This is a genomic window from Blastococcus sp. TML/M2B, from assembly GCF_016612865.1.
GTDB lineage: Bacteria > Actinomycetota > Actinomycetes > Mycobacteriales > Geodermatophilaceae > Blastococcus.
In genome coordinates, this window is the sequence record NZ_JAENZZ010000001.1 from 1,068,514 (window position 1) to 1,091,732 (window position 23,219).

A 23,219-nucleotide genomic window follows, 5' to 3' on the forward strand; every position below is an offset into this window, starting at 1 on the left:
GCCTACAAGCGCCAGGTCGTCTACTCCTCGCAGCCGCTGCAGGTCGACGTCTGGGTCACCGACGTCCGGGCGGCGACCTTCCTCTGCCGCTACGAGCTGTTCGACCACGGGCAGCTCGCGGTCACCGGCAGCACGAAGATCGTGCCGTTCGACTTCGCCATCGCCCGGCCGCGCCGCCTCACGCCGGAGGAGAAGGAGTTCCTCGCCCGCTGGGCCGACGAGCCCGCGAACTGAGCGGACCGGCACCCGCCCCGGAACGCGACGACCCCCGGACGCCGAGGCGTCGGGGGGTCGTGTGCGAGGGGGATCAGGCCCGGCGCGCGGCCTTCCAGGCGGTGCCGAGCACCGCGGCGGCGACACCGGCCTTCACCAGCCCGCCGAGGATGAACGGGTAGAAGCCCTTGTCCAGGGCCTGGGCCGCGGTCATGTCGGCCGAGACGGCCAGCCACGGGACGCCGACGGCGAAGACGACGGCCTGACCGGCGATGAACAGCGGCACGGCCTTGAGCGGGTTGCGGTCCATGGCGTGGCGCGCGCCCAGGCCGATGAGGATCGCGGCCGGGATGAAGCCGACGACGTAGCCGCCGGTCGCACCGAAGACGACGTCGACGCCGCCGCTGGCCTCCGAGTAGAAGGGCAGGCCGACCAGCGCGCAGGCGATGTAGGCCACCTGCACGGCGACGCCCCGCACCGGGCCCAGCGCGGCAGCGGTCAGGACGAGCGCCAGGGTCTGACCGGTGATCGGCACCGGCGAACCGGGGACCGGCACCGACACCTGCGCCAGTGCCGCGGTCAGCAGCACACCGAGCGCCACGAGGACGACGTTGCGCGCGCGCACGGCGGGCACCAGGTCGGCGAGAACGAGCGGGCGCAGCGGGTGCGCGTGCATCGAAGCGGTGGCCACGAAACCTCCTGAACGGCGGGCGAGCCCGGCCGCACGGCCGGGCTCTGGATCATCGGAGAGTCTGCACTACGGCGATCCCCGTGCGCGGCACCCACCGGGTGACCCGGCTCAGGCCACCACCCACGCCGCGGCGTCCGTGGGCAGCTCGCCGCCGGTGACGTCCGTGCTGGCCAGCAGCACGGTGCCCTCCGGCAGCGGCACCGGGGCGCTCGAGAGGTTCAGCAGGAACACGAGCCCGCCCGGCCGGCGGAACGCCAGACATCCCTCGGGTGACGGCAACCACTCCAGGCCCTCGCCGGAGAACGCGGGCGAGCCGGCCCGCAGCGCCAGCGCCGCTCGGTACAGCGACTGCATCGACGCCGGGTCGGCCGCCTGCGCCTCGGCGGTGAGCGCGGTCCACCCCTCGGGCATGGGCAGCCAGGTGCCCGAGCCCGACGAGAAGCCGTAGGAGGGCTCGCTGCCCGACCACGGCACGGGGATGCGGCACGCGTCGCGCCCGCGCTCGGCACCCTCGGAGCGGAACCAGATGGGGTCCTGCAGCGCGGCGTCGGGCAGGTCGACGTCGGGCATCCCGAGCTCGTCGCCGTTGTAGAGGTAGGCGACCCCGGGCAGCGCGAGCTGCAGCAGCGCGGCCGCACGGGCCCGGCGAGTGCCGAGCTCGCCGTCGCCGTACCGGGTCACGTGCCGCGGCCGGTCGTGGTTGGAGAGCACCCAGCACGCCGGCGCGGGGGTGCCGTCGACGGCGGCCAGCGAGTGGACGACGGCGTCGCGCAGCGCGGTCGGTTCCCACTCGGCGGTCAGCAGCTTGAAGTTGAAGGCCAGCTGCAGCTCGTCGGGCCGCAGGTAGCGGGCGAGGCGGTCGTCGTCGGAGACCCACACCTCGCCCACGGCCATGGTGCCGGGGTAGCTGTCGAGCACCGCCCGGATCCGCCGGTGCACGGCGTGCACGCCGTCCTGGTCGAAGCGGTGGTCGCCCGGGCCGTGGTCGTCGAGCAGCCCGGTGTCGTCCATCGGCACCATGTCCGGGAGGCCGGCGGGCTTGGCCATGCCGTGGGCGACGTCGATCCGGAAGCCGTCGACCCCGCGGTCCAGCCAGAACCGCAGCGTCTCCTCGAGGTCGGCCACCACCTCCGGGTTGCCGAAGTCCAGGTCGGGCTGCTCCGGCGCGAAGATGTGCAGGTACCACTGACCGTCGGGGACGCGGGTCCAGGCCGGCCCGCCGAAGACCGAGGGCCAGTTGTTCGGCGGCTCGGCGCCGTCGGGGCCGCGGCCGTCGCGGAACACGTAGCGCGCCCGCTCCGGCGAGCCCGGGGCCGCGGCCAGCGCCGCCCGGAACCAGGCGTGCTCGGAGGAGGTGTGGTTGGGCACCACGTCGATCGTGATCCGCAGCCCCAGCGCGTGCGCGTCGGCCAGCAGCGCGTCGAACTCGTCGAGGTCACCGAACACCGGTTCCACGTCGCGGGGATCGGCGACGTCGTAGCCGTGGTCGGCCATCGGGGAGGGGAAGAACGGGGTGATCCACAGGGCGTCGACACCCAGGTCGCGGAGGTACCCGAGCCGGCCGCGCAGCCCCCGCAGGTCGCCCACGCCGTCGCCGTTCCCGTCGGCGAAGCTGCGGATGTAGACCTGGTAGAAGACCGCGTCGCGCCACCAGTCCGTGCCGGTGGTGCCCATCACGCGTCGTCGGCGGGGAAGCGGTTCTGCATGCTGCCCGCGGCGTTGGCGAGGTAGGTCCAGAGCGTGGCGTCCTGGTCGGCGGGCAGCTCGAGGGAGTCGACGGCGTCGCGCATGTGCGACAGCCAGGCGTCCCGCTCGGCCGGGCCGATGGCGAACGGCGCGTGCCGCATCCGGAGCCGCGGGTGCCCGCGCTCGTCGGAGTAGGTGGTCGGGCCGCCCCAGTACTGCTCGAGGAACCGGCGCAGCCGGAGCTCGGCGCCGTCCCAGTCGTCCTGCGGGTAGAGCGGCGCGAGCACCGGGTCGGTGCGGACGGCGGCGTAGAAGCGGGCGACGAGCCGCTCGAAGGTCGCCTGCCCGCCGACCTCGTCGTAGAAGGTCCGGGCCGACGGCAGTCGCCTCGACTCGCTCATTCCCGCGGTGCTCCCTCGGCGTCGGTTGCGGCGGACGCCCGGTGCTGCGTCCGTCCGTAGGCGACCAGCGCCGGGGCGACGACGATCATTCCGAGACCGCCGCACAACGCGAGCACCGTGCTCGGTGCCACACCCTCCGCGCCGAGCCCCGCGGCCAGCGCGCCGATGCCCTGCACGCCGTACAGGCCGCTCACCGCCACGCCGAAGGCGCGACCCCGCAGCGCGGCCGGCGTCGCCTGCACGAAGGAGATGTTGAGCGGGATGAGCCAGGAGGCGCCGAGCCCGGAGACGAACAGCAGCGCCAGCACGGTCGGGAAGGTCGAGGCCTCGACGCCGCCCACGCCGGTCACCACGCCGGCGGCGAGCAGCGGGAGGAGGGACAGGATCACCAGCGGCACGACCAGGCGCTCCCGGCGCTCGGGCGGCACGAGCCGGCCCAGCAGCAGCCCGCCGACGACGACGCCGGCCGGGTTGGCGGCCAGCAGCACGCCGATTCGCCGCGCTGCCGCGGCCGAGCTCCGCGCCCAGCGGGGCGGCGATGCCCTCCCACGCGCTGCCGAACAGCGCGCCCAGCCAGGTGACGGCGATGATCGCCAGCATCCGCCGCGTGCCCAGGAGGAAGCGCAGCCCGGTGGCGGCGTCCTGCCACAGCGAGGTGCCGGCCTCCGGGGGCGCGGGTGCCGGACGCCGCTGCAGGCGCGCGGAGAGCCAGACCGCGGAGAGCGCGAAGGTCGCCGCGTCGATGCCCAGGGCCAGGGACGGGTGCAGCGCGACGAGCGCGCCGCCGAGCAGGAAGCCCGCGACCTGGGCAACCTGGAGCGTCACCGTCGTCAGCGAGATCGCCACGGCGTAGCGCTCGCCGTCGAGGACGTCGGCCATGAGCGCGGAGCGGGCCGACTCGAACGGTGGCGCGCACAGCGAGACCACCAGCAGGAGGCCGAGCAGCACCGGCAGCGGTACGCCGGGGATCGCCATCACCGCGAGCAGGACGGCGCGGGCGACGTCGGTCGCGATGAGCACCCGGTGCCGGGGCAGCCGGTCGGCCAGCGTGGAGAGCAGCGGGCCGCCGATCAGCCACGGGAAGTGGCTGATCGCGAAGGTGAGCGCGGACAGCAGCGGCGAGCTGGTGCGCTGGTAGACCAGCACGGTCAGCGCGACGCGGGCCAGCTCGTCCCCCGCGGTGGAGAGCAGGAACGTGCCGAACAGCGGCCGGAACTCCCGGACGGCGAAGACCTCGCGGTACGTGGCCGGACGGGTGGGGGCTGCCGCGTCCGGCGTGGTCGCGGTCAGCGGAGGCCGACCACGGTCAGTGACCTGTTCATCACCGAAATCCTCTCAGGCGCGAGCCGCCCTGTCAGCGACGGCCGTCGTCGGAGTTTGCGGGTCCCAGGCCGGTGTACCGCGCGAGGAAGCCGAGCTGGTCGGCCGCGAGCCCGACGGTGCGGCTCACCGCCCGCGCGCCGTGGCCCACCGACACCTCGCGGCGCAGCACGACCGGCGACGACGACGCGGTCGCGTGCTGCAGGGCGGCGGCCAGCTTGCGGCCGTGCATCGGGTGCACGCGGGTGTCGGACTCGAACGTCGTGATCAGCACCGCCGGGTAGGCCGTCCCCTCCCGGACCGCGTGGTACGGGGAGTAGCCCAGCAGCCAGCCGAGCTCGGTGGCGTCGTCGGCGGTGCCGTACTCGTCGTTCCAGGTGCGGCCGAGGCCGAACAGCTCGTACCGGACCATGTCCAGCAGCGGTGCGCTGCAGACGACCGCGGCGGCGAGGTCGGGCCGCTGGGTGAGCGTCGCGCCGACCAGCAGGCCGCCGTTCGAGCCGCCGAAGATCCCGAGCTGCGCGGGCGTCGTCCAGCCGGACGCCACCAGGTGCTCGCCGGCGGCGGCGAAGTCGTCGAAGACGTTCTGCTTGCGCTCGCGCATCCCGGCGCGGTGCCACTCCTCGCCGTGCTCGGAGCCGCCGCGCAGGTTGGCCACCGCCCAGACACCGCCCGCGGCGACCCAGGCAAGCGCCGGCGCGCTGTAGGCGGGGGTGAGCGAGACGTTGAAGCCGCCGTAGCCGTAGAGCACCGCCGGCCGCGGGGTGTCCGGCGTGCCGGTTGCCGACAGCACGAACAGGTGCACCGGCGTCCCGTCGGCGGAGGTCGCGTGCGTCTCGACGACGGTCAGCTCCGGGACCGCGCCCGCGACGGCAGCCCGCTCCCAGTCCGCCAGGGTTCCCGGGTCGGCGGCGTCCCAGCGCAGCACCGACGGCGGGGTGGCGTAGTCGGTGTAGCCCACCCACGCCTCCGGGCCGCCCTCGGGCCGGGAGACGACGCCGGAGATGCTGCCGGCGCCGGGCGCGGGCACCTCGCGGGTGCGGCCCGAGCCGTCCGCGGCCCACACCGACAGCCGGTCGGTGGCGTCCACGGCGTGCACGGCGAGCACCTGCAGGCCGCCGTCGGGCCCGTCGACCAGCGTCACGTCGGAGAGCACGGCGTCCGGCTGTTGGGGGACGACGTCCCGCCAGTTCTCCGGCGCCCAGGTGGCGGCGTCGGCCGGGTCGGCGACGGCGAGCCGCCAGCGGGGGGCATCGCGGTCCGAGAGCAGCCACAGCCGGCCGTCGCGGGCGACCCACGCCGAGGTCTGCGCGTCCACCCCGACCTGGAGCTCGCGAAGCGCGCCGTCCCCGGTGAGGTCGGCCAGCCACACGTCGTCCCGGGGCGCGGTGCCGACCGAGCGGGAGACGACCAGCCAGCGGCCGTCCCGGCTGGTGTGCACGCCGAAGTAGCTGGCCGGGTCGCTGCCCTCGCCGTGCACCAGCACGTCGCCGGCCGGGTCGGCGCCCACCCGGTGGCGCCACACGCGGCGGTGGAACTGCTGCTCGTCGGCCGGCACCAGCTCGGGCGCCAGGCGACGCACGTAGAACAGCTCCCCGCCGCCGGGCAGCCAGGCCACGGGGGAGTACCGGCAGCGGTCGACCGGGCCGTCGAGCAGCTCGCCGGTGGCGACGTCGAGCACGTACAGCTGCGACTCCTCGTCGCCGCCGACGGAGACCTGGTAGGCCAGCCGGTCGCCCTCGATCGACGGCGACCAGGCGTCCAGGGTCGTCGTGCCGGCCCGGTCCAGCGCCATCGGGTCGACCAGCACCCGCACCGTGCCGTCGGCCTCGGTCACCCGCAGGACGGCGTGCTCCTGGCCCGGGTCGCGGCGGGTCGAGAAGGCGCGCGCCCCGCGCCACACCGGCAGCCCGACCGCGCCGGCGTGCACCAGCTGCTCCAGCCGGTCGGCGAACGCCGCGCGCAGCGGCAGGCCGCCGAGCACCTCGGCCGACAGCGCGTCCTGCGCCGAGCTCCAGGCGACCGTGCGCGGGTCCTCGGCGTCCTCCAGCCAGCGGTAGGGGTCGGCCACGGCGTGCCCGTGCAGGTCCTCGACGAGGTCGAGCCGGGGGGCGTCGGGATAGCGCATCCGGTCACGGTAGAGCGCCCGCGCGGCGAAGCAGCGGGCGCGAGGGCGGCGTGCGCGCCCGCGCCGGGTCAGAATGGGGGTCGCCCGCGGGTCTCGGAGCCACCGGCGGTCCGGGGCGACCGGAGGTGATCCGTGCCGCGTTCCGTGCCCAGGTCGTCGACCGCAGGTCATCCAGGCCCGCGCCGCGACCCCGCCCCGACGGTCCTGCCCGTGCCCTCGCCCGGGACCACGGGCGCATCCCTGCTGCTCAACGCCACCTTCGAGCCGTTGTGCGTGGTCTCCAGCCGCCGGGCGATCGTGCTGGTCCTGGCGGAGAAGGCCGTGGCCGTCGACTCGACCGACGACGTCGTCCACGCTTCGACGGTCAGCCTGCCGGTGCCGGTCGTCGTGCGGCTGACCCGGTACGTGCGGGTGCCCTACCCGTCGTCGGTCCCGCTCTCGCGGCGCGCGGTCTTCACCCGCGACGCCCAGACCTGCGTCTACTGCGGCGGGTCGGCGACCAGCATCGACCACGTCGTCCCGCGCAGCCGGGGCGGGACGCACACCTGGGACAACGTCGTCGCCGCCTGCCGCCGGTGCAACCACACCAAGGCCGACCGGTCGCTGGCCGAGCTCGGCTGGAAGCTGCCGCACCCGCCGCGCACCCCCACCGGCGCCGCCTGGCGGCTGCTCGGCCACCGCACCGTCGACCCCCGCTGGCGCGAGTGGCTGGGCATACCTGAGAGCGTCAGCGCGTGACGTCCCCGGGTACCGCGCGGCTGCTGTGGAGCCTCGCCGAGCCGTTCCACGCGCTGACCTACTTCGCCGCGGAGGCGACCGCGGCCTTCGAGGAGGCCGGGCTGCGGGGCTTCTGGTCGGGCTACTTCGCCGGCCGTGCGGCGCCGCTGGGTGCCGTCGGGGCCGAGGTCGTGACCGCCACCTTCGTCAACTTCGCGCCGGAGTTCGTCGCCCGCCGCGTGCCCGCGGTGTGGGACCAGGCGACCCCGGCGGCCGCCCTGGACGCGCGGCTGGCCGGCGTCGACGCGGCGGTGCATCGGGTGCTCGGAGCGGGCTGGACGGCGTCGGACGAGGTGCGCGAGCTGCGCGACCTGGCGGCCACCGCCGCGGCCGCGGTCGACCTGCCCGGGCGCCCGCTCGCGGCCGCCAACACCGGCGTCGCCGTCCCCGACGAACCGCACCTGGCGCTGTGGCAGCTGCTCACGACGCTGCGCGAGCACCGCGGGGACGGGCACACCGCCGCGCTGGTCGACCGCGAGGTCGACGGCGTGCAGGGGCACGTGCTGGCCGTCGCGGCCGGGCGCGCCGACCGCGCCTGGCTGCAGAAGGCGCGCGGCTGGGACGACGAGGCCTGGGACGCCGGCGCCGCCCGGTTGGCACGCCGCGGCTGGCTGGCCCACGGCGAGCTCACCGCGCAGGGCCTGGCGGTGGTCACCGCGATCGAGGCGGACACCGACCGGCTGGCCCTCGGCCCGTGGCAGGCGCTCGGCTCCCGCGGCTGCGACCGGTTCGCCGAGCTGATCCGGCCGGTGCGCCGCGCCGTCGTCGGCCGCCGGCGAGTGGCCGGCAGGCAACCCGATCGGCGTGCCCGAACCCGCCTGATCTCCGCGAGATCTGCACACTCGGGGGATTCGGCGCCCGGAAAGCCCCGAGTGTGCAGATCTCGTGGAGGGGGTCTCAGGTGACGCGGGCGCGCTCGGCCGGGAAGGCCTCGTAGGAGCGGTCGGCGAGGATCGCGCGGAACCGGTCCATCGCGTCCCAGACGTCGACGAACCGGGTGTACAGCGGCGCCGGCCCCAGCCGCACGCGGTCGGGGGTGCGGAAGTCCGGCACCACGCCGCGGTCGACCAGCGCCTGCGTCAGCTGCCAGGCCTGCGGGTGGGCGAAGGTGACGTGCGAGCCGCGCCGGGACTGCTCACGGGGCGAGGCCAGCGCCACCCCGGCCGGCACCAGCCACTCGTCGCCGAGGGCCACCACGAGGTCGGTCATCGTGCGGCCCTTCGCGGCCAGCGCCCCGATGCCCGCCTCGGCGACCAGCCCGGCGCCGACCTCGACCGCGGCCATGCCGATGACCGGCGGCGTCCCGACCCCGAAGCGCTCGATGCCCTCGGCCGGCTCGTAGGCCGGGCCCATCTCGAACTGGTCGCGCTGACCGAACCAGCCCTGGATGGGGGAGCGCAGCTCCTCCTGCAGGTCGCGGCGCACGTACAGGAACGCGGGGGCACCGGGCCCGCCGTTGAGGTACTTGTAGGTGCAGCCCACGGCCAGGTCCGCCCCGGTGGCGTCCAGGTCGACCGGCACGGCGCCCACCGCGTGCGAGAGGTCCCACAGCAGCAGCGCGCCGGCCTCGTGCACCAGCCGGGTCACCTCGGCGACGTCGGCCAGCGCGCCCGACCGGTAGGCCACCAGCGACAGGACGACGACGGCAACCCGCTCGTCCAGCGCCGCCGCGAGCGCCGACGGGTCCAGGCCCTCGTCGATGTCGGCGTCGATCTCGCGCACGGTCATGCCCCGGGCCTCGGCGACCCCGGCCACGACGTAGCGGTCGGTCGGGAAGTCGTCGGCGGTGCAGACCAGCACGTCGCGGCCGGGTCGGGCGGCGGCGCCGGCGACCAGCAGCTTGTAGAGGTTCACCGTGGTGGAGTCGCCGACCAGCACCTGTCCGGTGCCGGCACCCAGCACCCCGGCGCCGAGGGCGTCGCCGAGCCGCGTCGCGTGCCCGATCCATTGCGACCACGAGCCGACCAGACCGCGCGCCCACTCCTGCTCGACCACGCGGCTCACCGCGGCGGGGGTGTCCAGGGGCATCCGGCCCAGCGAGTTGCCGTCCAGGTACAGCAGCCGGTCGGGGCCGTCGTCGGCGGCACCGGCGAAGCGGGCGCGGAACCCGGCGAGGGGGTCGGCCGCGTCGAGGGCCTCCGCGGCGGCACGGGAGAGGTCCATGGCTCCTTGTGTACGGGACCGCCGGGCCGCGGTGCTGCCGGGGGTCGGCGCGCCGGCGGCTAGCGTCGCCGCCCGTGACGCAGCTGCACGACCTGACCGCGCTGGAGCAGGCCGCCGCCGTCCGGTCCGGCGAGGTGAGCCCGACCGAGCTGGTGCGCCACGCGCTGGACCGCATCGCGGCGTTCGACGCCGGGCTCGGCGCCTTCGTCACGGTGACCCCGGAGCGCGCGCTCTCGGCCGCCGCCGCGGACGAGCAGCGGTTGCGGGACGGCGGACCGCTGCCCCCGCTGCTCGGGGTGCCGACCGCGATCAAGGACCTCACCCGCACCGCCGGCGTCCGGACGACGTCCGGCTCACGCGTCACCGCCGGCACCGTGCCGGACGCGGACGACGCCGTCGTCACCCGGCTGGCCGCCGCGGGGACGATCAGCGTCGGCAAGACCAACACCCCCGAGTTCGGCTTCCCGGCCTACACCGACAACGACCTGGTCGGCCCGGCGCGCTGCCCCTGGGACCCGGCGCTGCTGGCCGGCGGCTCCAGCGGCGGCGCGGCGGTCGCCGTCGCGGCCGGCTTCGTGCCGGTGGCCCACGGCAGCGACGGCGGCGGCTCGATCCGCATCCCGGCGGCGGTCAACGGCCTGGTCGGCATGAAGCCCACGCGCGGGCGGGTGAGCAACGCCCCGCTGGGCAGCGAGATCACGGGGCTCGCCACCCACGGCCCGCTGGCCCGGACGGTGCACGACGCCGCCGCGCTGCTCGACGCGATGGCCGGCCCGGAGCTCGGCGACCCCGCCTGGGCGCCGCCGCTGCCGCCGGGGGAGACGTTCCTGGCCGCCGCCGGCCGGGGGCCGGGCCGGCTGCGCATCGGCGTCGTCACCGAATCGCCGCCGCCCGGCGTCCCGCTCGAGCCGGCGATCGCCGCCGCCCTGGGCGGCACCGCGCGGCTGCTCGCCGACCTGGGGCACGACGTGGAGGAGGCGCCGGCCGGGCTGATCGGGCCCGAGGTGCTGCCCGCGTTCGAGCGGGTGTGGGCGCTGTCGGCGACGACGCTGCCGGTGCCGCCCGAGCGCATCGGCGAGCTGCGGCCGCTCACCCGGGAGCTGCGCGCCCGCGGCCTGGCGCTCTCGGCCCGGGACGCGATGCTCGCGCTGGGCACCCTGCGGTCGTTCGCCCGCGGCTACCTGCGGGCCACCGCCGGCTACGACGTGCTGCTCGCCCCGGTGGTCACGATGGCGCCGCGCCCGGTCGGCTGGTTCACCGACGACGGCGCCGAGGACTTCGCCCGCAACGAGCGCTACGCCGCCTTCCCGGCGCTCGCCAACATCACCGGTCAGCCGGCCGTCAGCCTGCCCCTGCACTCCGACGCGCGCGGGCTGCCGATCGGCAGCATGCTGGTCGGCCGGCCCGCCGACGAGGTCACGCTGCTCGCGCTGTCCGCCCAGCTGGAGGCCGCGCGGCCCTGGGCGTCGCGGCACCCACCCGTCTGGGGGGAGCGGGCGGCCTGACCGGGGTGCGGTGCCGGTAAGTTGTGCCCCGTGACCGTTGCCGAGACCATCCTCGTCTTCGCCGGGGGCCCGCTGGTCGTGATCCTCGTGCTCGCGCTGCTGGACCCTCGGGCCGGGGGTGCGCCACCGGCGGCCCCGCTACAAGCCGGGCCAGGCCTGGGACCACGCCCCGGTCTGGTACGAGCCGCACCCCGACGGCGGCGGGCACGGGGACGGGCACGCCGCGATCGCGGCCGCCCCCCAGGCCGCCGGTCCGCTCGGTGGAGCCCGGGGCACCTGGTGAGCGCCCTGATCCCGACTCCCGCACCCGCGATCGACCTGCCCGGAGGCCCGCGATGACCCGCGCGCTCGAAGTCGAGTCCCACGACACCGCTACGTCCTCGACCATGTCGTCGCGCACCGACGAGCCGCTCGACCAGATCTTCAGCTTCCGCGAGCTGGCCCGCCTGGACGAGGCGCTGACGCTCTCCTCCCGGGAGACCGGCCTGCGCTTCACCCTGTACGTGGGTGACCTGGGCACCCCGACCCGCGCGCGGGCCGAGGAGATGCACGCCTCCTCCGGCGGCGCCACCGCCGAGGCCGTGCTCATCGCCGTCTCGCCGGGGCAGCGCGTCGTCGAGGTCGTGACCGGTTCCGCCGCGGCCCGCCGGCTGCCCGACCGCGCCTGCGCGCTCGCCGTGCTGTCGATGACGACGGCCTTCGCCGGGGGCGACCTCGTCGGCGGCATCGTCAACGGGCTGCGCCAGCTCGCCGACCAGGCCGGCCGCCCCACGCACAAGCACTGAGTCACTGCGGTCCTCCGGACCGCACAGCAACGCGAACGAGGCCCCGCCCACCGATCCGGTGGGCGGGGCCTCGTCGTGTCGCTGCCTACTCGAGGCCGGCTTCCCCGTCGCGTTCACGGGCGCGCAGGGCGCGGGCGATGCCGTCCCGGCCCTCGAAGACCAGCCGGCGCAGCGCCGCCGGCTGCGAGGCGTCGGCCAGCCAGGCGTCGGCCGCGGCGATCGTGCGCGGCTCGACCACCGACGGGAACAGGTACTGGACGGCGTTCTTGGCGATCTCGCCGGGTCGCCGGTCCCAGATGGGGCGGACGTCGGCGAAGTACCGGTCCACGTACTCCGCGGTCAGCTCGCGCTGGGCCGGGTGCCAGAAGCCCGCGACGATCGCCTCGTGCACGGCGTTGGGCACCTCGTCGTCGTGGAAGGCCTGGCGCCACGTCTCGGCCTTGGACTCCGCGGTGGGCCGCAGCGCCCGCGCCGTCGCCGCGCGCCGGATGCCGGTGGCGGTCGCGTCGCGCTCCTCCTCGGCCGCGATCTCCGCGTCCCCGGCGGCGCCGACGGCGACCAGCCCGTGCAGGAACGCCCAGCGCGCGTCGGCGTCCACCTCCAGGCCCGCGACCGTCCGGGAGCCGTCGAGCAGCCCGCGCAGCGCCGCGACGTGCTCGTCGGTGCGCGCGGCGCTGGCCAGCGTCCGCGACCACAGCAGCTGCTGGTCGCTGCCCGCGGGGGCCGCCTCGAGCGCAGCCAGGGCGTGGTCGCCCAGCCGCGCCCAGCCGGTGGGCGCCCAGGTCGGGTCGGCGAAGCTGGTCAGCGCCGTCTGCACCCGGGCGAGCAGCGACTGCACGACGCTGCTCTCGGACTCCGCGCCGATCCCGGCCAGCACCAGCTCCACCCACTCGCGGGCCGGCAGCTCGGCGTCGCGGGTCATGTCCCACGCCGCCGACCAGCACAGCGCGCGGGCCAGCGGGTCGGGCATCGCGCCGATGCGGGCGCGCAGGGTGGCCAGCGAGCGCTCGTCGAGCCGCAGCTTGGCGTAGGTCAGGTCGTCGTCGTTGACCAGCACGAGGTCCGCCGCCGGGTGGCCGACCAGGTCGGGCACCTCGGTGCGCGCGCCGGCGACGTCCAGCTCGACCCGCGCGGTGCGGGTGAGCCCGTCGGGGCCCTCGCTGTACAGGCCGACGGCCAGCCGGTGGTTGCGCAGCACGGGGTGCTCGGCGACGGCGGTCTGCTCGATCGCGAAGCTGCCGTACCGGCCGTCCTCGGTCAGCTCGAAGAGCGGGCGCAACGTGTTCACCTGGCTGGTGCGCAGCCACTGGTCGGCCCACTCGGACAGGTCGCGGCCGGAGCTCTCCGACAGCGGGCCCAGCAGGTCGGCGAGCGTGGTGTTGCCGTACTCGTGCCGCCGGAAGTAGCGCCGCACGCCGGCCAGGAACTCGTCCCGGCCCACGTAGGCGACCAGCTGCTTGAGCACCGAGGCGCCCTTGGCGTAGGTGATGCCGTCGAAGTTGACCTCGACCGCGGCGACATCGGGGATGTCCGCGGCGATCGGGTGGGTCGAGGGCAGCTGGTCCTGCGCATAGGCCCAGGCCTTCTCGGTGTTGGCGAACGTCGTCCACGCCGTCGTGTACTCGGTGGCCTCGGCCTGGCACAGGGTGCTGATGTAGGTGGCGAAGGACTCGTTGAGCCACAGGTCGTCCCACCAGCGCATGGTCACCAGGTCGCCGAACCACATGTGGCCCAGCTCGTGCAGGATCGTCTCGGCCCGGCGCTCGTAGCGGGCCCGGCTCACCTTCGACCGGAAGACGTAGTCCTCGAGGAAGGTGACCGCGCCGGCGTTCTCCATCGCCCCGGCGTTGAACTCGGGCACGAACAGCTGGTCGTACTTGTCGAACGGGTACGGGTAGTCGAACACCCGGTGGTAGAAGTCGAAGCCCTGCTTGGTGACCCGGAACAGCTCGTCGGGGTCGAGGTGCTGGGCGAGGCTGGCCCGGCAGTACAGCCCCAGCGGGATGCCCTCGTGCGAGTCGGTGACCTTGGCGTAGGGGCCGGCGATCAGCGCCACCAGGTAGGTCGAGATGCGCTTGGTCGTGGCGAAGTGCACGAGCTGCGAGCCGCCCTCGCCGGCCTCGATGGTGCGGTCGCCGCTGTTGGAGATGACCTGCCAGTCGAACGGCGCGGTGACGTGCAGCGTGAAGGTCGCCTTGAGGTCGGGTTGGTCGAAGCAGGCGAACATCCGCTTGGCGTCGGCCGGCTCGAACTGCGTGTAGAGGTAGACCTGCTGGTCCTCGGGGTCGAGGAAGCGGTGCAGGCCCTCGCCGCTGTTGGAGTAGCGGCAGTCGGCGGTGACGACCAGCGTGTTCTGCTCGGCCAGGTCGGGCAGGGGGAGGCCGACGGCCTCCTCCCACGTGCTGACGTCGAGCTCGACGCCGTTGAGCGTGGCGGAGCGGAGGGAGTCGGCCACCAGGTCGATGAAGGTCGAGGCGCCGGGCTCCCGGCAGCCGAACTCGACGGTCGTCGTCGAGACGAAGGTGCGCTCGCCGGGGTGCCCGGCGCCGTCGGTGACGTCGAGGGCGATGTCGTAGCTCTCGACGGTCAGGATCTCGGCGCGGGCGGCGGCATCGATGCGGGTCAGGTTGGGTGCGGCCACGCCCCGGAGCCTGCCACGGGGTGACGACGGCCCGCGCGACCGCGGTGTCCGGGAACAAGCCGCCCCCCGTGCCGCTTGGCACCTCCCGAGACCCGGTGGCAGCTCCCCGGGGCCCCGACCACGAGGAGAACCCGCATGACCGAGGCAGTGCAGAGCGCCCCCGTGAAGGCCCGCGTCGACTTCTGGTTCGACCCGCTGTGCCCCTGGGCCTGGCTGACCAGCCGCTGGGTGCTCGAGGCCGCCAAGGTCCGCGACATCGACCTGCACTGGCACGTCATGTCGCTCGCCGTCCTCAACAGCGGCCGGGACCTGCCCGAGGAGTACCAGGAGATGATGAAGAAGGCGTACGGCCCGGTGCGGGTCGCGATCGCCGCCGCCCAGCAGCACGGCGAGGAGATCCTCGGCGACCTCTACACCGCCATGGGCACGCTCCGGCACCACGAGAAGGTGGAGCTGGAGGACCTCATCGCCCCCGCCCTCGAGCGCGTCGGCCTGCCCGCCTCCCTCGCCGAGGCGGCGACCTCCACCGAGTACGACGAGGCGCTGGAGAAGAGCCACCACGAGGGCATGGACCCGGTCGGTGAGGACGTCGGCACCCCGGTCATGCACATCGACGGCGTCGCCTTCTTCGGCCCGGTGATCAGCAAGGTGCCCACCGGCGAGGACGCCGGCAAGGACCTTCGACGGCGCCGTCCTGCTCGCCAACCTCCCCGAGTTCTGGGAGCTCAAGCGCACCCGCACCGCCGGCCCGGACATGGCCTCCGTCCCGGCCGACACCCTCGAGATCACCCGCCGCTGACCTCACCCCCCGAGGGCAGAAATGGCCATTTCTGCCCTCGGGGAGGGGTGCGGCAGGATGGCCGGATGCCGCACCCCGTCCGCCAGCGGATCTTCATCTCCGGCGCCAGCGCCGGCCTCGGCCAGGGCATGGCCCGCCGGTTCGCCGCGATGGGCCGCGACCTCGCGCTGACCGCCCGCCGCCTGGACCGGCTCGAGGCGCTGCGCGATGAGCTGCTCGCCGCGCACCCCGGCATCCGGGTGGTCGTCGCGGCCATGGACGTCGACGACCCGGCCTCGGTCGCCGAGGTGATGCCCCGTCTGGCCGAGGAGCTGGGCGGCGTCGACCGGGTGATCGTCAACGCCGGCATCGGCAAGGGCGGCTCGGTCGGCACCGGCGCGGCCGCGGACAACCGCGCGGTGCTGCTCACCAACGTGCTCGGCTCGCACGCGCAGTGCGAGGCGGCGATGGAGCTCTTCCGCAGCCAGGGCGCCGGGCACCTGGTGCTCATCTCCTCGGTCGCCTCGGTCCGCGGCATGCCCGGCACCCGCACCGCCTACGGCGCGAGCAAGGCCGCGCTCAACTCGCTGGCCGAGGGCATCCGCTCCGACGTGTACGGCTCGCGGATCGTCGTCTCCACGGTGCTGCCCGGCTACATCGCCACCGACATCAACGCCGGACGGCGGGGCCCGCTCACCGTCGGGTTGGACAAGGGCGTGGCCGCGCTGGTCGCCGTCGTCGAGCGGGAGCCGGTGCGCGGCTACGTGCCCGAGTGGCCCTGGCGCCCGGTCGCCCGCCTGCTGAAGGTGCTCCCGCTCCCCGCCGTCCGCCGCCTCACCGGCTCCTGAACGGGACTTTCGGTACCGAAAGTCCGGGAGAGTCGGGGACTTTCGGTACAGAAAGTCCGCGGTGGGGCGGCGGGCGCACGGGCCCGGGACCCCGGGGACCGGGACGCCGCCCGCCTGACAAACTGCACCCATGCGCGTCTTCGTCGGAACCGACCACGCCGGCCTCGAGTTCAAGGACCACCTCAAGCAGGTGCTCGCCGACGCCGGCCACGAGCCCGTCGACTGCGGGGCGTTCGAGTACGACGCCCAGGACGACTACCCGCCCTTCTGCTTCGAGGTCGGCGAGCGCACGGTCGCTGAGCCCGGTTCGTTCGGCGTCGTCATCGGCGGCTCGGGCAACGGCGAGCAGATCGCGGCCAACAAGGTGCCCGGCGTCCGCGCCGCGCTGGTCTGGAACACCGCCACCGCGCAGCTGGCCCGCCAGCACAACGACGCGAACGTCGTCTCGATCGGCGCCCGGCAGCACAGCGTCGAGGAGGCCACCGAGCTGGTGCTCGAGTTCCTCCGCACCGACTTCAGCGGCGACGAGCGGCACGTCCGCCGGATCGGGCTGATCAGCGACTACGAGCGCGACCGGCACCGCCCCGCCGGGGGACTGCCCACCGGGCGCTGACTCAGAACTCGTCCGGGCACCACGGGGTGACCGGCCAGCCGAACCCCGTCGACGCCTGGACGACGGCGCCCGGGCTCACCTCGTGCACCCGGCCGGCTGCCTGCAGCGAGGCGAGGGTGACCCCACCCAGGTAGGCCGCCGACAGCTCCTCGATGCCGAGGACGACGTCGGGGTCGCGGTCGGTGCGGTCGCAGAAAGCGCCGGCGGGGTGCCCCCACAGGTGCCAGCGGCCGGTGTTCTCCGGGCAGAACTCGTCGCGCACCTCGAACACCAGGTCCAGCGGGGCGGGGTAGCGGCGGGCGGAGAGCGCGCGGCCGACGTCGACCACCCGGACCCACAGCGCGTCGACCGGCCGGGCGTGCAGGGCGCGCGGGTCGGCGAGCAGGTGGCGCAGCGGGTCGTCGTCCGAGGCCATCGGGGAGTGGACGGTGCGGACGAGGGTCGATCGAGAGCAGGTACCGCCACAGCGCGGCGTAGCCCGCCGGCGTCGCGGCGCGCACCTCGCCGACGGTGAGCTCGCCCTCGGGCTCGCTCGTGTCGCTCCAACGGGCCTTGCGCCGGTAGGTCGCGTACCCGGTCGCGGAGCCGTCGGCCTCGGTGTGCAGCAGCAGCTGCTGGGCGGGCCGGCCCTTGCGCTCCTCGGGCTCGTCGAGCAGCACCCGGTCCCACCAGCGCTCGTCGCGGGCCAGGTTGCCCGGCACCCAGCGGCGCAGCTGCTCGTGCACCCGCGCGGCCGCGGCCCGGAACTCGCCAGGCTCCGCCGGCCGCACCGCACCGGTGCCCAGGTCGGTGCCGGGCCGCAGCCGCAGCCGCTCGGTGCGGCCGGTCCAGCCGCCGCGGCGGGTGGCCGGGGCGTAGCCGAACCGGCCGTAGATGGCCGACTCCGCCGCCCAGAGAGCGGCGACCGGCTCGCGCTCGGCCGCGCGGATGTCGTCGAGCTGCCGGCGCATGATCGCGGTGAGCACGCCGCGCCGCCGGTGGGTGGGGGCGACGGTCACCCAGGTGATCCCCGCGCAGGGGACGACGGCGCCCGGCACGGTCAGCTCGCGGCTGTAGATGCCCGCGGTGGCGACGACCCGGTCGTCCTCCCACAGCGAGAGCGACCGGTCGAGCTCGGCCCACGGCGAGGGGACGTCGACGAACCGGCCGCTGGGCTCGTCGCCGAACACCCCGTACATGGCGCGCAGGAACCGGGGCCACTCGTCGGCGGTGATCGGGCGGAGCTGGGCGGCGGGGTCCTCGGGCACGGCCCGTGTCTACCGGTCGGGGGACTCTGGGCGCCAACGGGTTGTCGCCCGGCCCCGCGCTGCCCAGGATGCGCGGATGGACGACGAGCGGCCGATCGGCTGGTGGGTCAAGCGCCTCGACGCGCTCCTCGAGGAGGCGCTGGACTCCGTCGTCACCGGTGAGGGGCTGACCCGCCGCCACTGGCAGGTGCTGCACTCCCTCGCCGGCGGCGCCGTCCCGGAGGTCGACGTCGTCGCCGCGCTGGCCGACTTCGCCGGCGACACCACCGCCGTCGTCACCGACCTGGCCGCCCGCGGCTGGGTGGACCGGCCGCGGGCCGGCCTGCTGCACCTGACCGCCGAGGGCGTCGCCGCCCACGACCGGGTCCTGCGGGCGGTGGGCCGGGTGCGCCGGCACACCGCCGACGGGCTGTCCCGCCAGGAGTACGAGCGCACCGTGCTGGTGCTCGCCCGGATGGTGGAGAACGTGGAGCGGGCGCTCGGCCGGCCCGGGGATCAGGAGCGCAGGTAGGCCAGCGTCGCCATGACCCGGCGGTGCTGGTCGCCGTCCTGGGTGAGGCCGAGCTTGGCGAAGATGTGCTGGGTGTGCTTCTCCACCGCGCCGGGGGTGACGACGAGCTCGCGGGCGATCGCGGTGTTCGAGTGCCCCTCCGCGATCAGCCCGAGCACCTCGCGCTCGCGGGGGGTGAGCCGCCGCACCGGGTCGTCGGCGCGCCGCCGTCCCGGGCACCTGCCGGCGTGCCTCGACGGCGGCGCGCAACCCCTCGTCGGTGTGCGTCGGCGGCATCCGGACGTCGACGACGGCGACCCGGTCCTTGAGCAGGTAGCCCACCCCGCCGGTGCCGTCGGCCAGCAGCTCGTCGGCGTAGGCCACCTCCACGTACTGGGAGAGCACCAGCACCGCCGTCCCGGGCACCTGCCGGCGCGCCTCGACGGCGGCGCGCAACCCCTCGTCGGTGTGCGTCGGCGGCATCCGGACGTCGACGACGGCGACGTCCGGCCGGTGCTCGACGACGGCGGCGACCAGTGACGGGCCGTCGGCGACCGCCGCGACCACGTGGGTGCCGGCCTCCCCGAGCAGCCGGACCAGGCCCTCCCGCAGGAGGACCGAGTCCTCGGCCAGCACCACGCGGAGGGCTCGGTCCCGGGGTCCGCTCACGTGCACGGCAGCTCCGCCGTCAGCCGGGTCGGCCCGCCGCGGGGGCTGTCCACGGTCAGCTGCCCGTCGACCGCGTGCAGCCGGTCGGTGAGCCCGGCCAGCCCGTGCCCGGGGGCGAGCACCGCGCCGCCGGCGCCGTCGTCCTCGACGACGACCCGCAGCCGGCCCGCCGCGCAGACCAGGGCGACCCGGCACAGCGTCGCGTCGCTGTGCTTCGCGACGTTGGCCAGCGCCTCGCTGACCACGAAGTAGGCGGTGTTCTCGGTGACCGGCGCCAGCCGCTCGGTGGGCAGGTCGACGGAGAGGTCGACCGGCACGGGGGAGCGGGCGGCGAGCGCGGCCAGCGCCGCGGCCAGCCCGCGGTCGGCGAGCACCGGCGGGGCGATCCCGCGGGACAGCGCGCGCAGCTCCTCGAGGGTCTCCCGGGCCAGGTCGGTCGCCTCGCCGAGGGTGGCGCGGGCGCGCGCGGGGTCGGTGTCGAGCTGCCGCTGGGCGCGGGCGAGGTCCATCGCCAGCCGGACCAGCCGCTGCTGCGGGCCGTCGTGGATGTCGCGCTCCAGCCGGCGCAGCGCGACCGCCTCGGCGGCGACGGCGGCCTCGCGGCCCTCGGCGAGCCGGCCGATCTCGGCCTGCGCGGCCGCGCGGGAGGTCAGCATCACCCGGCCCAGCTGGGCCTGCAGCAGCGCGACGGCGCGGACGACGAAGGGCAGCAGCAGGGCGAACACGACGCCGATCGCGGTGTTCAGGGCGATCCGCCGGCCGGCCGACGTCTCGAACCCCAGCAGCTCCAGCAGCTCCAGCAGGTCGGTGTTCTCGGTGTCCTGCGCGGCGTCGGGCAGCGCCCAGTCCCAGGCGCCGTAGGTGAGGCCGCCGAGGGCGAGCGACCAGGTGGTCACCGTGACGACGAAGGAGACGGTCGCGAGCGGGAAGCGGACGAGGGCGTGCAGGGCGTCCAGCCAGGTCTGCGGGTCCCGCAGCGGGGTGAGCAGCTTGCGGACCGGGCGGCCCTCGGCGACGAGGTAGGCGGGGTGCGGGACCGGCCGGTCGAGCACGGCCGGCAGCCAGGCCCGCTCGACGGTGGCGAACCCGCGGGCGGCGAGCAGCGTGGCGGCGAGAACGGCCACACCCACCCAGACCACGAGGAGCCCGGCGCCCGCGGCCAGGCCGGTGACCACGACGACGAAGGCGGCGATGGCCAGCGGGAAGCCGGTCAGCGTGTAGCCGGTGTCGATGCCGAGCCTGCGGAGCAGGCGCCGGGGACGTCGGATCGGCGCGGGTTCGGCGACGGTCATCGCGGGGAGGACGGCGGTGTCGGTGGTCATGCCGTCGAGCCTGGTGCAGGGCAGGGGCGCGTCCCAGCCCGCTGGCTGGTCGATCGGGGGTCGGGCTGGCCCGAACGGAGCGGCGTCATCGCGGTACCGATGCTCGCGGCCGGGGCCCGCCGGTGTCCAGCGCCCGGGCCCGGCGCTCCCCGCTTAGGGTCGGTCGAGGCGCGGACGTCGCGGGCACGGGGGACAGGACCCCGCGCCGCCGTGCCCGAACGGGAGGTCCTCCGTGCGTGCTCGTGCCATCCCCGCCGTCCTGGTTGCGGTGGTCGCTGCCGGGTGCACGGCCTCCGCCACGGACTCCCCGGGCGCGCCGGAGGGAGAGGACGCCGGAGCGGCCGTGACCGCCGCCCCCGGCGAGCGGCTCACCCTCCTGCCGCAGACCGAGCCGGCCGCCGCGGCGCTGGCCGCCAGCGACGTGTTCTTCGACAGCAGCCCCGTCGTGGTGAGCGCCCGGGCGGACGACCGCCCCGGCCTGCTGCTCGCCGCCTCCGCCGCGGTCGGGCTCGGGGTGCCGCTGCTGGTGGACGACGGCGACGGGTTCGCCGACGAGCTGGACCGGCTCGACGCCGGCACGGTGCTGGCGGTGGGGGAGGCCGACGGCGCGGGTGCCGACGGCCCCGACGTCGTCCGCGTGCCCGCGCGGGCGGGTGCGGTCGCCGCGAGCACCGGGCTGCCGCTCGACGAGGTCGAGGAGGTGGCGGCCGAGGATGAGCTGGAGGCGGTCGCCGATCTGGACCGCGACGAGCCGGTCGCGCTGGTCGACGAGGCGCCGGACGACCCGCGGGCCGACGACGACGTCGAGCAGCTGCCGCGGGTGCGCCCGGGCGCGGACCGCGCCGGCACCGTCGTCCTCGTGCCGGCGGAGGACGACGCGGTCGCCGCCGTCGCCACCGCCCGCGCCGCCGGTGCGCAGGTCGTCGTGCTCGACGGCCCGGCCGATCCGCGCGGCTCGGAGGCGGCGCGCACGGCGCTGGCCGACGAGGGCACCGAGTCGGTCGTCGCGCTCGGCGACCTCGCCGCCGACGAGGGCCTGGACTGGAAGGTGGAGACGGCGGCCTCCGGCACCGAGCTGCCCGGCGGCGGCCAGCTGCTGTTCCCGGGGCGCCTGCTCGTCGCGCTGTACGGCTACCCCGGCTCGGCCGCCCTCGGCGTGCTGGGGGAGCAGCCGGTGGAGGCGGCCATCCAGCGCGCCCGGGACCACGCCGCCCCGTACGAGCCGCTCGCCGGCGGCCGGACGGTGGTGCCGTCGTTCGAGATCATCGCGACCGTGGCCTCGGAGTTCCCCGGCCCGGACGGCAACTACTCCACCGAGAGCGAGGTCGACGCGCTGCGGCCCTGGGTGGAGGCGGCGGGCGAGGCCGGTGTCTACGTGGTGCTGGACCTGCAGCCCGGCCGCACCGACTTCGTCACGCAGGCCGAGCGCTACCGGCCGCTGCTGGAGCTGCCGCACGTCGGGTTGGCGCTGGACCCGGAGTGGCGGCTGGCCCCCGACCAGGTGCACCTGACCCAGATCGGCTCGGTCGGCGTCGAGGAGGTCAACCGCGTCGTGGGCTGGCTGGCCGACCTGACCCGGGAGGCGCGGCTTCCGCAGAAGCTGCTGGTCCTGCACCAGTTCCGCACCGACATGCTGCCCGGGCGCGAGGCCCTCGACGTCTCGCGCGACGAGCTGGCGGTGCTCGTGCACGCCGACGGCCAGGGCTCGCAGGGGGACAAGCAGGCGACCTGGAACCGCGTGCGGGAGGGCGCACCCCCGGTCTGGTGGGGGTGGAAGAACTTCTACGACGAGGACGCCCCGATGCTCACCCCGGAGCAGACCATGGAGCAGGTGCAGCCGGCACCGGACCTCGTCAGCTACCAGTAGGCGCTCGCCCCTCCCGTTCTGTCGGTGTCCTGTGATGTGCTGGCGCGCACACCGACCGGAGGAGTGGTTGCCAGGTGACCAGCGTGGCGCTCGGCCCGACCGACCAGCTCGATCCGCGGCTCCTCGAGCACCGCCGCGAGCTCACCGGCTACTGCTACCGGATGCTCGGCTCGGCGTTCGACGCCGACGACGCGGTGCAGGAGACGATGGTGCGCGCCTGGCGCGGCCTGGCCGACTTCGAGGGCCGCTCGGCGCTGCGGTCCTGGCTCTACCGGATCGCGACCAACGTCTGCCTCGACCAGCTCAACGGCCGGAACCGACGGGCGCTGCCGATGGACCTGGCGGGGCGACCCCTACCCGCCGGTGCCGGCGTCGCTGGCGGGTCAGCGGCCGATGACGGCCTGGATCGAGCCCGTGCTCGACCGGCAGGTGCTGCCCGAGGACGGCGATCCGGCCGAGCAGGCGGTCGCCCGCGAGTCGATCCGGCTGGCGTTCATCGCGGCGCTGCAGCACCTGCCACCCCGGCAGCGGGCGGTGCTCATCCTGCGCGAGGTGCTGCGCTGGAAGGCCGAGGAGGTCGCCACGCTGCTGGAGACGACGGTGGCGTCGGTGAACAGCGCGCTGCAGCGGGCGCGGGCCACCCTCGCCGACCTGGACGGTCGCCCGGCGCCCCGCAGCCTGGACGACGACGACCGCGCGCTGCTCGCTCGCTACCTGGACGCCTTCGAGCGCTACGACATCGAGGCGTTCGTGCAGCTGCTGCACGAGGACGCCACCCAGCACATGCCCCCTTTCGAGATGTGGCTCCGCGGCGCGGAGGACATCGGCACCTGGATGCGGGGGCCGGGCGCGGAGTGCGCGGGGTCGCGGGTCTTCCTCACCTCGGCGAACGGGACGCCGGCGCTGGCGCAGTACCGCCGCCGCGAGGGCGGTGGCCACGAGCCGTGGGGGTTGCACGTGCTGGAGATCGAGGGCGGGAAGGTCGCCCACATCTCCAGCTTCCTCGACCTCGGGACGGGGCTGTTCGCCAAGCTCGGCCTGCCCGCGGGCTTCGACTGAGCGCACCGGCGCGGAG

19 protein-coding genes and 4 pseudogenes are annotated in these 23,219 nt (G+C 75.5%); 11 read left to right on the plus strand and 12 right to left on the minus strand.

The window, feature by feature from the left end; genetic code table 11:
* Nucleotides 1-307 precede the first annotated feature (307 nt).
* From JKP75_RS05220 to JKP75_RS05240, 6 genes and pseudogenes are all read right to left on the minus strand, one after another.
* Nucleotides 308-904, minus strand: coding sequence for a biotin transporter BioY (locus JKP75_RS05220; protein WP_200492263.1), 597 nt, complete (start codon nt 902-904; stop codon nt 308-310).
* Between the two features lie 108 nt (nt 905-1,012).
* Nucleotides 1,013-2,578 (minus strand): glycoside hydrolase family 13 protein, encoded by a 1,566-nt coding sequence (locus tag JKP75_RS05225; RefSeq protein WP_200492262.1) that lies wholly within the window; start codon nt 2,576-2,578, stop codon nt 1,013-1,015.
* Nucleotides 2,578-2,991, minus strand: coding sequence for a globin (locus JKP75_RS05230; RefSeq protein WP_200492261.1), 414 nt, complete (start codon nt 2,989-2,991; stop codon nt 2,578-2,580). The genes JKP75_RS05225 and JKP75_RS05230 overlap by 1 nt, the downstream gene beginning before the upstream one ends.
* On the minus strand, nt 2,988-3,479 hold the full coding sequence (locus tag JKP75_RS20560) for a hypothetical protein (protein ID WP_242472781.1): 492 nt from the start codon (nt 3,477-3,479) through the stop codon (nt 2,988-2,990). Before JKP75_RS20560 ends, JKP75_RS05230 begins: the two co-directional genes overlap by 4 nt.
* A gap of 127 nt (nt 3,480-3,606) precedes the next feature.
* Nucleotides 3,607-4,281, minus strand: a pseudogene (locus JKP75_RS20565) (MFS transporter); the annotation flags it as partial.
* 64 nt (nt 4,282-4,345) lie between these two features.
* Nucleotides 4,346-6,439, minus strand: a complete 2,094-nt coding sequence (locus tag JKP75_RS05240; protein ID WP_200492260.1) for a prolyl oligopeptidase family protein — start codon at nt 6,437-6,439, stop codon at nt 4,346-4,348.
* A gap of 210 nt (nt 6,440-6,649) precedes the next feature.
* Between JKP75_RS05240 and JKP75_RS05245 the strand changes: the two genes are divergently transcribed.
* Nucleotides 6,650-7,177 (plus strand): HNH endonuclease, encoded by a 528-nt coding sequence (locus JKP75_RS05245; protein WP_309229531.1) that lies wholly within the window; start codon nt 6,650-6,652, stop codon nt 7,175-7,177.
* Nucleotides 7,174-8,121 carry a hypothetical protein gene (locus tag JKP75_RS05250; RefSeq protein ID WP_242472783.1) on the plus strand — a complete coding sequence of 316 codons (948 nt, stop codon included), beginning with the start codon at nt 7,174-7,176 and terminating at the stop codon, nt 8,119-8,121. Before JKP75_RS05245 ends, JKP75_RS05250 begins: the two co-directional genes overlap by 4 nt.
* On the opposite strand, the gene kynU is transcribed toward JKP75_RS05250, so the two are convergent.
* Nucleotides 8,114-9,379, minus strand: coding sequence for a kynureninase (gene kynU / locus JKP75_RS05255; protein WP_200492258.1), 1,266 nt, complete (start codon nt 9,377-9,379; stop codon nt 8,114-8,116). The genes JKP75_RS05250 and kynU overlap by 8 nt on opposite strands.
* A 74-nt stretch (nt 9,380-9,453) precedes the next feature.
* On the opposite strand from kynU, the gene JKP75_RS05260 reads away from it, so the two are divergent.
* From JKP75_RS05260 to JKP75_RS05270, 3 genes are all read left to right on the plus strand, one after another.
* Complete coding sequence (locus JKP75_RS05260) at nt 9,454-10,884, plus strand: amidase (protein WP_200492257.1); 1,431 nt, start codon at nt 9,454-9,456, stop codon at nt 10,882-10,884.
* A 118-nt stretch (nt 10,885-11,002) separates the two neighbouring features.
* Entirely contained in the window at nt 11,003-11,167 is a 165-nt protein-coding gene (locus JKP75_RS05265; RefSeq protein WP_200492828.1) for a hypothetical protein, read from the plus strand.
* A gap of 52 nt (nt 11,168-11,219) precedes the next feature.
* Nucleotides 11,220-11,669, plus strand: coding sequence for a DUF5130 family protein (locus tag JKP75_RS05270; RefSeq protein WP_200492255.1), 450 nt, complete (start codon nt 11,220-11,222; stop codon nt 11,667-11,669).
* Nucleotides 11,670-11,754: 85 nt separating this feature from the next.
* On the opposite strand, the gene pepN is transcribed toward JKP75_RS05270, so the two are convergent.
* Nucleotides 11,755-14,310 (minus strand): aminopeptidase N, encoded by a 2,556-nt coding sequence (pepN, locus tag JKP75_RS05275; RefSeq protein ID WP_200492254.1) that lies wholly within the window; start codon nt 14,308-14,310, stop codon nt 11,755-11,757.
* 135 nt (nt 14,311-14,445) lie between these two features.
* On the opposite strand from pepN, the gene JKP75_RS23330 reads away from it, so the two are divergent.
* Nucleotides 14,446-15,936 carry an SDR family oxidoreductase gene (locus JKP75_RS23330; RefSeq protein WP_304504624.1) on the plus strand — a complete coding sequence of 497 codons (1,491 nt, stop codon included), beginning with the start codon at nt 14,446-14,448 and terminating at the stop codon, nt 15,934-15,936.
* Between the two features lie 130 nt (nt 15,937-16,066).
* Nucleotides 16,067-16,549 carry a ribose-5-phosphate isomerase gene (locus tag JKP75_RS05290; RefSeq protein WP_200492251.1) on the plus strand — a complete coding sequence of 161 codons (483 nt, stop codon included), beginning with the start codon at nt 16,067-16,069 and terminating at the stop codon, nt 16,547-16,549.
* Nucleotide 16,550: 1 nt separating this feature from the next.
* Here the strand turns inward: JKP75_RS05290 and JKP75_RS20570 are convergent, their stop codons facing one another.
* Both JKP75_RS20570 and JKP75_RS20575 read right to left on the minus strand, forming a co-directional pair.
* Nucleotides 16,551-16,964: a sterol carrier protein domain-containing protein gene (locus tag JKP75_RS20570; protein ID WP_242472785.1), complete on the minus strand. Its 414-nt coding sequence runs from the start codon at nt 16,962-16,964 to the stop codon at nt 16,551-16,553.
* Nucleotides 16,965-17,049: 85 nt separating this feature from the next.
* Nucleotides 17,050-17,727: pseudogene (locus JKP75_RS20575) on the minus strand (GNAT family N-acetyltransferase); the annotation flags it as partial.
* 145 nt (nt 17,728-17,872) lie between these two features.
* Between JKP75_RS20575 and JKP75_RS05300 the strand changes: the two are divergent.
* A complete protein-coding gene (locus JKP75_RS05300; RefSeq protein WP_200492829.1) occupies nt 17,873-18,307 on the plus strand; it encodes a MarR family winged helix-turn-helix transcriptional regulator in 435 nt (144 codons plus the stop codon).
* On the opposite strand, the pseudogene JKP75_RS24365 reads toward JKP75_RS05300, so the two are convergent.
* Both JKP75_RS24365 and JKP75_RS05310 read right to left on the minus strand, forming a co-directional pair.
* Nucleotides 18,292-18,955, minus strand: a pseudogene (locus JKP75_RS24365) (response regulator transcription factor). The gene JKP75_RS05300 and the pseudogene JKP75_RS24365 overlap by 16 nt on opposite strands.
* Complete coding sequence (locus JKP75_RS05310) at nt 18,952-20,277, minus strand: sensor histidine kinase (protein WP_200492249.1); 1,326 nt, start codon at nt 20,275-20,277, stop codon at nt 18,952-18,954. Before JKP75_RS05310 ends, JKP75_RS24365 begins: the two are co-directional and overlap by 4 nt.
* Before the next feature lie 343 nt (nt 20,278-20,620).
* Between JKP75_RS05310 and JKP75_RS05315 the strand changes: the two genes are divergently transcribed.
* The 3 genes and pseudogenes from JKP75_RS05315 to JKP75_RS05320 all read left to right on the plus strand — a co-directional run bounded on the left by JKP75_RS05315 (nt 20,621) and on the right by JKP75_RS05320 (nt 23,203).
* A complete protein-coding gene (locus tag JKP75_RS05315; protein ID WP_309229533.1) occupies nt 20,621-22,144 on the plus strand; it encodes a hypothetical protein in 1,524 nt (507 codons plus the stop codon).
* A 161-nt stretch (nt 22,145-22,305) separates the two neighbouring features.
* Nucleotides 22,306-22,407, plus strand: a pseudogene (locus JKP75_RS20590) (sigma factor); the annotation flags it as partial.
* Nucleotides 22,408-22,537: 130 nt separating this feature from the next.
* Complete coding sequence (locus tag JKP75_RS05320; RefSeq protein ID WP_242472787.1) at nt 22,538-23,203, plus strand: RNA polymerase subunit sigma-70; 666 nt, start codon at nt 22,538-22,540, stop codon at nt 23,201-23,203.
* The last annotated feature ends 16 nt before the right edge of the window (nt 23,204-23,219 follow it).

Bases quoted from the DNA above. Each gene is read 5' to 3' on its own strand.
- JKP75_RS05320 (WP_242472787.1), top strand. From the start codon at position 22,538: ATGACGGCCTGGATCGAGCCCGTGCTCGACCGGCAGGTGCTGCCCGAG.
- JKP75_RS05300 (WP_200492829.1), top strand. From the start codon at position 17,873: ATGGACGACGAGCGGCCGATCGGCTGGTGGGTCAAGCGCCTCGACGCG.
- JKP75_RS23330 (WP_304504624.1), top strand. From the start codon at position 14,446: ATGACCGAGGCAGTGCAGAGCGCCCCCGTGAAGGCCCGCGTCGACTTC.
- JKP75_RS05225 (WP_200492262.1), bottom strand. From the start codon at position 2,578: ATGGGCACCACCGGCACGGACTGGTGGCGCGACGCGGTCTTCTACCAG.
- JKP75_RS05230 (WP_200492261.1), bottom strand. From the start codon at position 2,991: ATGAGCGAGTCGAGGCGACTGCCGTCGGCCCGGACCTTCTACGACGAG.
- JKP75_RS05290 (WP_200492251.1), top strand. From the start codon at position 16,067: ATGCGCGTCTTCGTCGGAACCGACCACGCCGGCCTCGAGTTCAAGGAC.
- JKP75_RS05310 (WP_200492249.1), bottom strand. From the start codon at position 20,277: ATGACCACCGACACCGCCGTCCTCCCCGCGATGACCGTCGCCGAACCC.
- JKP75_RS20570 (WP_242472785.1), bottom strand. From the start codon at position 16,964: ATGGCCTCGGACGACGACCCGCTGCGCCACCTGCTCGCCGACCCGCGC.
- JKP75_RS05240 (WP_200492260.1), bottom strand. From the start codon at position 6,439: ATGCGCTATCCCGACGCCCCCCGGCTCGACCTCGTCGAGGACCTGCAC.
- JKP75_RS05270 (WP_200492255.1), top strand. From the start codon at position 11,220: ATGACCCGCGCGCTCGAAGTCGAGTCCCACGACACCGCTACGTCCTCG.
- kynU (WP_200492258.1), bottom strand. From the start codon at position 9,379: ATGGACCTCTCCCGTGCCGCCGCGGAGGCCCTCGACGCGGCCGACCCC.